10 protein-coding genes and 1 pseudogene are annotated in these 11975 nt (G+C 58.0%); all 11 read right to left on the bottom strand.

The features are described 5' to 3' along the window. Window positions 1-217 precede the first annotated feature (217 nt). Window positions 218-1399, bottom strand: a complete 1182-nt coding sequence (locus QA646_RS28360) for a Xaa-Pro peptidase family protein (RefSeq protein ID WP_283060612.1) — start codon at window positions 1397-1399, stop codon at window positions 218-220. A 32-nt stretch (window positions 1400-1431) separates the two neighbouring features. Then, window positions 1432-2148 (bottom strand): hypothetical protein, encoded by a 717-nt coding sequence (locus QA646_RS28355; protein ID WP_283060611.1) that lies wholly within the window; start codon window positions 2146-2148, stop codon window positions 1432-1434. A 160-nt stretch (window positions 2149-2308) separates the two neighbouring features. Next, window positions 2309-3148 (bottom strand): ornithine cyclodeaminase family protein, encoded by an 840-nt coding sequence (locus tag QA646_RS28350; RefSeq protein ID WP_283060610.1) that lies wholly within the window; start codon window positions 3146-3148, stop codon window positions 2309-2311. Further along, window positions 3145-4118: pseudogene (gene eutB, locus QA646_RS28345) on the bottom strand (hydroxyectoine utilization dehydratase EutB). Before eutB ends, QA646_RS28350 begins: the two are co-directional and overlap by 4 nt. Window positions 4119-4147: 29 nt before the next feature. Further along, complete coding sequence (locus tag QA646_RS28340) at window positions 4148-5332, bottom strand: M20 family metallopeptidase (protein ID WP_283060609.1); 1185 nt, start codon at window positions 5330-5332, stop codon at window positions 4148-4150. Between the two features lie 157 nt (window positions 5333-5489). Then, window positions 5490-5957 carry an Lrp/AsnC family transcriptional regulator gene (locus QA646_RS28335; protein ID WP_283060608.1) on the bottom strand — a complete coding sequence of 156 codons (468 nt, stop codon included), beginning with the start codon at window positions 5955-5957 and terminating at the stop codon, window positions 5490-5492. 183 nt (window positions 5958-6140) lie between these two features. Then, a complete protein-coding gene (locus QA646_RS28330) occupies window positions 6141-7319 on the bottom strand; it encodes a Xaa-Pro peptidase family protein (RefSeq protein ID WP_283060607.1) in 1179 nt (392 codons plus the stop codon). 110 nt (window positions 7320-7429) lie between these two features. Continuing rightward, a complete protein-coding gene (locus QA646_RS28325) occupies window positions 7430-9070 on the bottom strand; it encodes a N,N-dimethylformamidase beta subunit family domain-containing protein (protein WP_283060605.1) in 1641 nt (546 codons plus the stop codon). Between the two features lie 72 nt (window positions 9071-9142). Then, a complete protein-coding gene (locus QA646_RS28320) occupies window positions 9143-9886 on the bottom strand; it encodes an amino acid ABC transporter ATP-binding protein (protein WP_283060604.1) in 744 nt (247 codons plus the stop codon). A 68-nt stretch (window positions 9887-9954) separates the two neighbouring features. After that, window positions 9955-10929, bottom strand: a complete 975-nt coding sequence (locus QA646_RS28315; RefSeq protein ID WP_283060603.1) for an amino acid ABC transporter permease — start codon at window positions 10927-10929, stop codon at window positions 9955-9957. A 59-nt stretch (window positions 10930-10988) separates the two neighbouring features. Continuing rightward, window positions 10989-11828, bottom strand: coding sequence for a transporter substrate-binding domain-containing protein (locus QA646_RS28310; RefSeq protein ID WP_283060602.1), 840 nt, complete (start codon window positions 11826-11828; stop codon window positions 10989-10991). Between the last annotated feature and the right edge of the window lie 147 nt (window positions 11829-11975).

Below are 11975 nucleotides of genomic sequence, written 5' to 3'. Positions count from 1 at the left end.
GGGTCCCTGCCGGCCTGCCTCAGGTAAAATCGGACTCCAATCTCGGGCACCGCGGCCCACCTTTGTCAAAACGATCACGGTCTCGAGACAGCGTTGCTGCTAGCACGTCGCGCTCGTCAGGCGCCGCATGTCGGGCCCCCTCGACTCGGTCGGCGAAGAGTTTCCTGATCATCGCCGTTTTTCGAGAAATGGGATTGCGAATAATTGGGTGGGCTAGTCACTCGATGACGAGCAATTTCCGGGGAACGTTGGACAAAAATTCGACTTGGGCATCGGTAATCAGGATGCTTTCCGTGATTTCGATGCCCCAGTCGCCGTACCAAAGGCCGGACATGAAATGGAACGTCATACCCGGGCGTAGCTCCGTCTTGTCCCCCTCCCGGAAGCTCGCCGAGTTCTCGCCCCATGCCGGCGGGTACCCCATCCCGATCGGATAGCCCGAGCGACTCGTTTTCTCAAAACCGCATCGCGCCAAAGTTCCGGAATAAGCCTTCGCAATGTCCTCGCAGCAATTCCCCGCCACTGCTTTTTCGAGCCCCGCCTGCATGCCGTCGAGAACTGCTTTTTCAGCGTCCAGTATCTGCTGGGTAGGTCGCCCGAGGTAGTAGGTCCGCGACAGGGGGCAGTGATAGCGTTTGTGAACGCCGGCAAGCTCGAAGAAAATGCTTTCGTCGGCCCGTATCGGGCGGTCAGTCCAGGTCAGGTGCGGGGCGGACGCATCTGCACCTGCACCAAGGTTCGGGACGCAGGCGGGATAATCACCCCAGTAGGCGTCGACGCCTCGGGTGCCGACATAAGTGAGTTCAGCGATCACGTCGGATTGCTTCACGCCCGGTCGCAGTACTTCACCGACACGCTGATACATCGCTTCGACGATCTTGCCTGCGCCGCGCATGTACTCGATTTCTCGCGGCGACTTGATCAGGCGCTGCCAGTTGATCAGCCTGTCTGCAATCTTGAATTTAGCATTGGGGAGCGACGCGGAGAGCGCTTCAAACGATCGAGCCGACAGGCAGCTACTATCCTTTTCGACGCCGATCGTCGCCGAGCCATGGCCCTCGTCTACAATGATCTGTCCCAGGACCGACATTGCATGCAGAGTGTCGGACTGAACGTATTCGTCGCCGTACCATTTGATGCGATCTACGCCGATATAAGCCGTTCTGCGGCAACCGTTGGCGTCCATGCGCCGGCCGAACCAAAGCGGATCTCTATCCTTAGACACCACGACGCATTGGGGAACGTAATAGGAGCAGCCATCGTAGCCCGTCAGCCAGCCCATGTTGGCTGGATCGGTTACGACAAGTAAGTCGATGCCCGCCTTCTCCATGGCCCCACGCGCCTTTTCGAGGCGCGTTTTGTATTCGGGCAATTCGAACCGTAACATTTCGTCGTTCATCTCAGATCCTCCCCGGAACGTCGAAATACATGTCACACGCGGCCGGCAACTGCGGCGAGCGTCAGCCTGCATAGGTCCGTGATGTCGTAGATGGGCAGCCCTGTCTTTGATCGAAGAGCATTTGCAACGATAGGAAAGCCTGTGCACTCGAAGAGTATTATTGCGATATCAGGATGGTCTGCGCGAAGTTGCGCAATGCGCTCACCAACCTCCCGCTCAATCTGCTCAACGTCCGTGCGCACGAACGGTCGAGCCAAAGCGTTGCGCACGTAAACTCCACCTTCGATTCCTCCCACGACCACGCGCTTGCGATCTGCAGGATTTTCGATACCCAATACGTCTTCACTGCAATGTCGGGCGTCGGCAGTCAAAACGGCAAGTTTTTTCTGAGGTGCCAGTTGCCGCAGCAGAACCGGAATGAGGAGCAGGCTGGAAGTCACGACCGGCACGTTGACTGCCGCTGCGATCGCTTGCTGGTGTCGGATGAAAAAACCGCAGTCAGCGGTAATCACGCCGGCACCTCGGGCGACGAGCCGCTTGGCGGCACCTACACAGGCACTTTCGAGTGCGGCATAGCCGCGAATGATCATCTCCGCAAGAGCGCCTTCCACCATGTCTGTAATCACAGGCCGGTTGAAAGTCGCCGGGTGCAAGAGCGATCCTTCGCGCGGAGGGAAAGTTGGGCTGTCGGGCGACAGGCCTTCATCGAGCTCAAGAATTCCGAGAGTGAGGCTGCTTTGCGAAGACATGAAATAAGCTCCTTGGTTTAAACGGCATTCGCCGCTCTAAGATAAACCCAAATTGAATTCTGACCTTGATGAAGAGAACGCGGGCTGCGCCTTGCATTCTCGTTACAAAGCCTCTTCCGGTGGGCGCCCTCGTGTGATGTCCAACCCCTGTCGCTCGTGATCACTCGATCCTGGTTCCGGCTTTCGCGGCAAGTGCCCTCGCAAAGGCGAGATTGGCAATGGCGGTGTCCTGGATCCCTGCTCCGGTCAGATCGGCAATGGTGATCTGGTTATCGTTGGTCCGTCCGGCGATCGTACCGGCAGCAATTTGGCCGAGTTCTGGAAAAGAGTGGTCTTCACCGACCGCGCCAACCGCTATTGCATGGTGCAACTCACCCAGCAGACGCGTTTGAGAAAGGCTGTCCGCGACGTAGAGGTCGGCGCGGGCAATGGCCTGGGGCTCAATTTCGTTCTTATATTCAGCATCCGAACCCATGGCCGTGACGTGCTGTCCCGGTTCGAGCCAATGGGCTTCAAGAATGGGGTGATCGGCCGGCGTTGTGATGATGATCACGTGTGCGCCGGCGACGGCTTCTTCCCGGCTGTGACAGACCGGCACCCTGATACCCAACAGGGACAATTGTCCCGCCGTCTTCTCGGCCCTGGAGTTGTCGCGCGCCCAAACGCGGGCCTCGCGAACCGACCGAACCAACGTGAGCGCCTGCAGTTGCAGACGCGCCTGCATCCCCGCACCAAATACGGCAGCCACCGTCGCCTCTTTGCGCGCGAGATGCCTTGCAGCTACCGCGCCGGCTGCGGCGGTGCGAATATCCGTGAGATAGCCATTGTCGAGCAACAACGCCTGAACCAATCCCGTTTTGCTGGAGAGCAGAATCGGCGGCATGACGACCTTTTTTGTTGCTAGCGTTTGAAATGCCTCGTCCACGCAACCGATGGCTTCCAAATCCAACGACACCAGCTTTCTTAGCTGCCGTTCGGTCAGAATAGTCGTCGATCTCATGACGCCAACCCGTCATTCTCATTGCTGACGATGCGGTGATGCAAATTCATATCGATATTGCGGCCGGACAGTGCCGTCACAACAGGTCCATGCAGACCGTCGATTTTATTTGCCAGCAGGGCTGCGATCCCGATCGCCCCGGCGCCCTCCGCCACCTCGCGCTCCTGCGCGTAGGCATGTCGAATGCCAGCCGCTATCTCGGGTTCGCTCAACAATACAACGTCGTCTAATAGTTCGCGGCACATAAAAAATGTCCATTTGTTGGAGAGCCAGATGCCCCCGCCGAGCGAGTCCACGAGACTTTCGATTTCTTCAACCTGGACAGGACGTCCCGCATCAAGGCTGGCTTTCATCGCGCCGCCGCGATCCGTTGTAAGGCCAATGACGCGAGCTTGAGGTCGGAGGCTTTTGACTGCTGCCGCAACTCCCGAGGCTGATCCTCCACCAGACAGTTGGATAAGCACAGTTGCCACTTCTGGCAGCGCCTCGACAATCCAGTCCGGGCGTTCCCTGGCCGGCGATGATTGCGGGATGAAAACGGTGGGACCTGGCATCTTCCCTCGCCGACCAATCTCTCGGCGTCTTCCTGAGCATCGTCTTGCGATTTTCCTACAATGCGGACCTCGGGACCCAGCTGCCGGATTTCGGAGATCTTGTTGTCGGGTGCAAGGTTGGACATGCAGATTGTTGCCTTAACCCCGCAAGCTTTCGCCGCGAAGGAAAGAGCGCGTCCGTGGTTGCCGGTCGAGGCGGCGACAACGCCCCGCGCCCGCTCTTCCTGAGATAGCTGGAGAACCGCATTAAAGGCGCCGCGCAGCTTGAAACTGCCCGTGGTCAGATGGTGCTCCAGTTTCAGATAAACGGAAACGCCGGAGATACTCGACAACGAAGGCGAGTGGGTGAGCGGGGTGGTCAGTATATGGTTTTTGATGCGCTTTCGGGCATCTTCAATATCGTTGAGATCGATCATTCCGGTCACCCCTTACGCGAGATCAATCATCACGCGCTTTGGAATAGCTCCCAGCAGTAGCGGATGGCCAGTTCCGTTGTCGGGATCAGCGTATTGTCAGAGACACCGAAGGTCGGCGTGTGGACGCCGGACTCGTTTCCGGGCTCCTTGCTGCCGAACCAGAAATAGATGGATGGGAGGCGGCTCGAGTAAAAACCGAAGTCGTCGCTGCCGGAGCTCGCCGAGCCCTCGACATATCGGTCCTCACCGTCCGTCTGCACGACGATCTGCTTAAACAGCGCGACCATTTCGCTGTCGTTGACGACAGGAGGCTCGCCTGCGTGCGAGGTGAACTCCGCCCGCCCCCGGTGCATCGCAGCGACACCTTCGGCGATTTCGCCAACGCGCTGGACCAACAGCTTCCTTCGCTCGGGGCTGCTTGTGCGGATCGTGCCTGTCATCGTAACCGAGGGGCAGATGATGTTCGTCGCTTCACCACCACGAATGGTCCCGATCGTGACGATAGCGCCATCGTCGACCGGCATTTCCCGAGACACGACCTTCTGCACTTCATTGATGAAGGCTCCGGCGATCGCAATTGCATCGACGCCCAGATGCGGTTTGGCGCCGTGTGCCATGGTTCCGGTAAATTCAAGCGAGAATTGATCTGCCGATTTCGTCACAGCGCCTGCACGGGCGCCGTATGAGCCCGCAGCAATGTCGGTGCGGACATGAAATCCGACTGCGGCATCAAACCCGTCGAGAAGCCTCTCGTCGACGACGGTCCTACCGCCGAGCGGCTCTGCCTCTTCGGCCGGCTGAAAGAAGACCCTCAGTCTTCCGGAGAAATTTTCACGCATGCGATGGAAAGCAAGGGCCATTCCTAGAGCAATTGAGCCGTGCATGTCGTGGCCGCACGCGTGCATCACGCCTGGAACTTGCGACCGGTAAGGCAGGTCGTCACGGGCTTCCTGAATGGGAAGGGCATCAATGTCCCCACGCAGCGCGATCGATCGATTTGCGCCGGGTGCCAGACCTTGGATATCGAGATAGACACCGGTCTTGTGGAAAGTCGTCACCTCGGTCAAGCCGAAGCCGGCCAAAGTCTCGATAATCCGCTTCTGGGTTTTCCACTCGTTGTTGGAAAGCTCGGGCTCGCGATGCATGGCGTGTCTCATCTCGACAACGGCATTGCGTTCGACTTCGGAGAGCAAGTTGTTGGTGGTTGTGTTCATTGTGATCTTACGTCTTTCATCGTTGTCTGGCGTCAATGGTAGCAGCGGCTGAGCGGCAGAACTCGTCGATTTGAACGCACATCGCGCAGGGTTCCTGCAAAACACGGAACCCGCACCGGACCTGGCTCCGTAACGAGATATGTCGCAGCGACCATTGCTACGCCTCGAGAGGGATCGCGAAGCTCGCCTTGAGGCGATCCATCACAACCATCGTCTTGAAGCCTTTGATATCCGCATTTTCATAGAAGAACCGGCGCGTGAAGTGTTCGTAGTCCTCCATGTCTTTGGCGGTAACGACGAGCATGAAGTCGGCATCCCCAGTGACGTAGAAACCCATCATCACTTCGCGGGTATTGCGGATCGCCGTTTTGAAACGGTCGACGATGTCGGCCCTTTCTCGTTCGAGGGACACCATGACGATCATGGTGATATGTCGCCCCACTGCCTTGGGTGAAACGATCGAAACGTCGCCCTCAATGACGCCCTCGTTGCGCAAGCGCCTCAAGCGTCGTTGGCATGCCGTTGGAGAGAGATGAACGACGGCCGCGAGTTCCTCCGAGGTCAGTCGGTTGTTCTTTTGAACTGCCTGGAGGAGCGCTATGTCCGCGCGATCGAGTTCCACCATTGCCTAACCCTCCACGTGGACGCCGTGTTGGGAAAGCGCGTTGACGCCTGCGGGGCATAGACCGCCCCGCAAGCTTCTGTCGTTCATTGACCTCCGGCACAGAAACTCATCCGAACTGGCCCTGCCAATTCGAAAGCGAACAAGACATGTTGGAAACAGATGAGTATGCACCGAAATCAATCTTTACTTGACGAATAGTTTGCGCGAGGTCTTCGTCAGAAGCTCATAGCCAGTGTCCGAGACCGCAAAGCTCTGTGTGATCGTGATGCCGACATTGTCGAGCCAGAGGCCCGGCATCATGTGGAAGACCATGCCCGGCTTGAGCACGGTTTCGTCGCCCTTGCGAATGCTTGCCGTGCGTTCACCCGAGGCCGGCGGAAACCCGATGCCGGTCGGATAACCGATGCGCGACTCTTTCTCGATACCGTGACGCGCGAGAGCCTTGCGGAAATCGGCGTCGACCTCCGAGCAGGTGCGGCCAGGTCGGACGGCTTCGAGACCGACATTCAAGGCTTCGACAGCAATTTCCGAGAGGTTCAGGAAAGCAGTTGACGGCTGGCCGACGACAATCGTGCGCGCCAGATTGACCTGGTAACGATGTCGGCAACCGCTCAGCTCGAGGTTGACGACGGTGGACTCCGGCAAGGGATCGTCCGTCCAGGCAGCATGTGGTGCGATGGAGCGCTCGCCAATGCAAAGATCGGGAGGGCAGCAAGGGTAGTCGCCGCCGAACTCTGGCGTCCCGGAAATCTGCTGGTGGTAGATCGCCGCCGCGATATCGCATTCACGAACGCCGGATTGCACCGTATCGATGACCCGCTTCATGGCGACGTCCGCAAGCCGACCGGCTTGCCGCATGATGGCCACTTCTGCCGGGCTCTTGACGAGCCGGATCCAGCCCACAAGGAGGTCGGCATCGACGAACTCGGCATTGGGCAAAGCGCGCGTGAGATCGGCATGGCCGCGGGCAGGATAATAGTAGCCCCCCATTTCGACGCCGATACGCGCCTTTTCGCCTCCAAGTTCCTTTACGATATCGGCCATAAAGTCGTAAGCCGACAGCGTTGCCGATTGCACATACGTGTCCGGATAGGCGCGAATGTTATCCTCGGCCAGGTAGGTGGTCATGGAGGCCGAAACACGGTCCATGAAGCGCCCTACCCAAATCGGCTCTGCGTGGTCCTGAGCAACAATGACCATCTGCGGGGTATAAAAGGAATACGCGTTATAGCCGGTAAGATAGTTTTGGTTCGGCGGTTCCGAGAGGAGCAGGACATCGATACCTCTCTTTGCCATTTCCTCCTTGACGGCTGTCAGGCGAGCTTGAAACTCGCCTGACTCGAAGTGCAATTCCTTGATCACATTGTTCTCCATTTAGGGCGTTCGACTATAGCGAGGGTTTGGTCGGAGCGTTCCGGCAACTGCCGAGGCGCGGTCTTTTCGAAAGGAGTTCAGGGAGCACCGCGCCATACCTATCGAGGCGCCAAGTACCGGTCGAGCACGTTGCGGGTCACCTGCTCGACCATAAGGTCGTTTCTCAGCAGCCCGGCAACCCATTCGCAACTCCCGGCATGGAACACCTCGCCCTTGTCGCGCTTGAAATTGACGATCATCCCATTGCCACGCTTGAGCTTTTCGATATTTTTCGCGTTTACCTCGCCGAACAGCAATTCCGCGGTCTGGCGCACCTCATGGTCGTCAAGCGGCAGGTCTTCGCTCGCCAAATCGGCGCTCCATTCCATCTGTGCCGCCATGCCGATCGCAAGAATCTCGGTTCCTTCCGGTGCTTTGCTCGTCGCTGTCGGGTATGGCAGGCCGTCACGGATTTCATAGTCGAGACCGTCCACCTCGTAGCCGAAGATGTGGCTTTCGGCACCAAGCACATCGCCGTAGAAAAGCCCGGTGTCGGCAAAGGCCCAATGCTCCGGCCGATAGATCGGGAAGCCCCTCGCCCCGCGCGGTGCGCAGCCTAGCCATCCCGCATAGATACCCTTGGTGGAATTGAGGCCGAAGGTATGCGCTTCCGGCCGGCCCACCTCTGGCGTCTCCCACAGGGTCGCCGTCCGGCTGGTGTCGCCAGACTTGTAGACCGGGTCCTCTGCGCGGGCACGCGCCTTGTAGCAAACCTGCCGCCGCCCGTCGTCCTCGAGCCTCGTCTGCCAACAGAAGTTGCCTGCGAAACGCGCCACCCGACCGCCCCGATCGACATAGGCGTCGACAGCGTCGCGCATTTCCCAGGTCCAGTATTCGTCGTGGCCGACGAAGACGACACAGGCATAGTCGGACAAAATATCGGGAGAGAAGTGGAGTTCGTGCTGGCTGACGAGATCAATCTCATATCCTGCACGCTCGGCGAAACGGAAGAAGTGGCTGTCGTAGGTCGCCCATCCGGCCGAGGCGTATTTTTTCGAGTGGCCGGTCGCATAAGCCCATTCCTTGTGAGGATGGCGCGGCACTGTCTTGGGAGGCATCATCATTTCCAGCGGTACGCGCGGCGCATTCGGCGGCAGAACAACGAAGCCGCGTCCCCACGGCCGTTGAGTGGAGACGGTGGGCGACCAGAGGTTGCCGTTTGGACCGGTGATGCCGTCATAATGGTTCGAGCCGCCCCACGTATTGTAGGCAAGCCATGTCCCGGTTGCCGCTACCTGGAGGATTCGACCGGGTTTGCGGCCGGTTTGCGGCAGCACGATCACGATGTGAAAGCAATGTATCGGTCGGCCATCTCGCCCTTCGGCCGTCAGCTTCACGCGATAGCCGCCAGACGGCCACTCAACGCCGATCTCGAACTCATAGGCTGTTTCCCATCCGCAGCCTTCGGCGGAGCACTGTTCGGGGGTATCCTGCCATCGAGATGAGATGCCGGCCTGTTCAAGAAATGTTACGCGGGAGCCGCCGTCGCGCATGACCTCGACGGCGAATGACGGCGCCGTCGAACTCACCTGCAAGCGAACCGTTTCACCCGGCCGGTAGGAGAATTTGTCGCTGTAGCACCACATCTCGCCACGTGCGCCATCCATACCCGCGAACTCGTAGAAATGCTGACGTTGCGCGAAACGCCGCTCCTCGGGCGTCAGTCCGAAATCCGGAAAGCTATTCGGTAATTTTGCCATCAACAAACGTCCTGTGTCCTTGGCCAATCCAGCGTGAAGCAGCCTCACTTGGTTGTTGCATAAACCGAGCCCTTAATGTTTCAGGATCTGGCTGAGAAACAGCTTGGTTCTGTCGTGCTGTGGGTTCGTGAAAAAGTCGTTCGGTGCAGCTTCTTCGACGATCCGACCGGCATCCATGAAGATCACGCGGTCGGCCACGGCCCGGGCAAAACCCATTTCATGGGTGACGCAGACCATCGTCATGCCGTCGCGCGCCAGGCCCGTCATCGTTTCAAGCACCTCCGACACCATTTCAGGGTCGAGCGCGGAGGTGGGTTCGTCAAACAGCATGACGGCGGGCTCCATGCACAATGACCGAGCGATCGCGACGCGTTGCTGCTGCCCGCCGGAGAGCTGTACCGGGAATTTATTCGCCTGCTCGGGAATGCGCACACGTTCAAGGAATTTTAGAGCGGTCTTCCTGGCTTCGGCTTCCGGCACACCCTTGATCCACATTGGGCCGGCCATGCAATTCATCAAGACGGTCATATGGGGGAAGAGGTTGAAATGTTGGAATACCATGCCAACATTCTTGCGAACCTCGGTCACGTTGCGCATTTTATTGTGCAACCGAATCCCGTTGACGGTGATCTCGCCCTCCTGATGCGCCTCCAGTCGGTTGAAGCAGCGGATAAGCGTCGATTTGCCGGAACCTGACGGGCCGCAGATGACGATGCGCTCGCCCTTTCGGACCATGAGGTTGATATTGGACAAGACTTGGAAGGAGCCGTACCACTTGGAGACGTTCTTCGCTTCGATGATCTTGTCGGCACTCATTGGCACCTGCTTCTGACTGGAGGATTCTTGAGGGAAAAGTCGCTGCGCGTGCAGTAGGTTGCTTGCGGTCATCGTACTTTACTCCTCGCAAAGTGGCGCTCCAGGCGCGCTTGCAGGACTTCGAGGCATGCCGACATGATCCAATAGATCAGCGACGCTGTGATCAGCATTTCCATGTGATGGAAGGTAGGCTGACCGATCGTGCGGGCGAGGAACGTTAGCTCCCACACACCGAGCACAGAGACGAGCGAGCTGTCCTTCAGCATCGAGATGAACGTGTTTCCCATCGGTGGGATGATGACGGGCAGTGCCTGCGGCAAGATGATCCTGCGCATTGTGAGGCCAAATCCGAACCCGATCGAACGGGATGCTTCCCATTGGCCACGGTCGATGCTTTGAATGCCCGCTCGGAAGATTTCCGTCATATAGGCGCCAACGCATAACGACAGTGCCAGGATGCCGGACGGAACGGCATCGAGGACGATGCCCAGCTGCGGCAGCCCGAGGTAGATCAAATAGATCTGCATAAGGAGCGGCAGGCCGCGAAAGAAGGATGTATAGAAACTGGCAATAGCGTAGGCGAATCCGTTGCTCGACAGCTTCGCAATTGCAGCGATGATCGCGAGAATCGACGCAAAAATCAGCGAAACCGTCGAGACATAAATCGTCGTCACGACGCCCTGCGTGATCAGGTAGGGCAAGTTCTCCCAGATGAACGGCATGCTCAGGCCAAACGACTTGAAGAAGGCGAGGAACAGCAGCAGCAGTTCAAACCATACGATTGCGACCTGAAAGGCTAACGAAGCAAACCCGATCAGCACGATGTTCAGGCAGAACACAACTGCGATCACAAGGGCGATGGCAAAACGGCCATAGAGTCCGCTCTGTGCTGGATCGCCAATGACCGGCCGCATGAGATCGCCGATTGCGGTGCCCGTTAGATTGAACGCGAAAAAACACGCGAGTACGAGTGCGAAGATCGACGCCACAAACCAAGGCTTATGGACGAGCACCTCGGATTCGACAGTATCCTGATAAAGCATGGGGAATCCTCCACGTTATTGCGGCCCAAGCATCCCTGGGCCGCTCACGCTTTTCCGACCTACTTCTCGACGGTATAGTCGACGCCGTACCACTTCATCGAAAGCTTCGAGAGCGTGCCGTCAGCCTTCATCTCTTTCAAGGCTGCCGCGACCTTGTCGTGAAAGTCCTTGTCACCAGGTAGGATCGCGATGGCTGCCGGAGAGGAGAACAGAGCAGGCTCCAGGACTTTCAAGGGATAGCCAGCCTTGATCGCGTCCCGCGCAATCGTTTCGTCAGTGAGGACTCCGTCGATGCGCACACCGTCGCCGAGACGCAGATCATCGAAGGCAATATTGGTACTCGTGTAGGTCTTTATCTGGCCCGCCTTGAAGGGATATTCGACAGGCTTGGCGTTTTCCCAGGCCGGCTGGAACTTCTGATTGGCATAGGCCTCCGCGCCAGTGCCGGACGCAACGCCGATCACCTTCCCATCGAGGTCGGAAAGCTTGGTCGCCTTGCTGTCCTTGTGGACGACTGCGACGTTCGGCCCCCAGATATAGAGTGCCGGGAAATCGAATACTTCCGCCCGTGCCTTTGTCGGTATCATTTGACCCATGGCGACGTCCCAACGTCCCTGCCATTTGCCGCCTGTAATGATATCCCAGCCGGGCGTTACGAAAGTGGTTCCCGTGCCAAGGTATTTTGCAATGCCCTTGGCGACGTCGATATCGTACCCAACGAGTTCGTGCTTTTCGTCCAAGTGCGAGATCGGCCCCCAGTCGGTACCGACTGCGACCGTCAGGGTCTTGTTCGAAAGCACCCGATCTAGGACTTCGCCGGCATTGGCGGAGACGGAAAAGGCGGCCGAGGCCAGAGCCAACGACAAACTGGTTGCGATGTTTACGATTGTTTTTTTCATGCGATGTTCCCCGTTCTTTTTGGTCATGAGCACGGCTATTGGCGTCCGGATTCATCATTGGAACTTTGCAAACCGCATCTTTTAGGCGGCTCGCATTCCATTAGCACATGTACATCAAACTCCCGCGCATTGCAACAAATGTTTTAT

This window comes from Rhizobium sp. CB3090 (assembly GCF_029714285.1).
Classification (GTDB): domain Bacteria; phylum Pseudomonadota; class Alphaproteobacteria; order Rhizobiales; family Rhizobiaceae; genus Rhizobium.
This window is presented reverse-complemented; position numbering and strand designations above follow the sequence as displayed.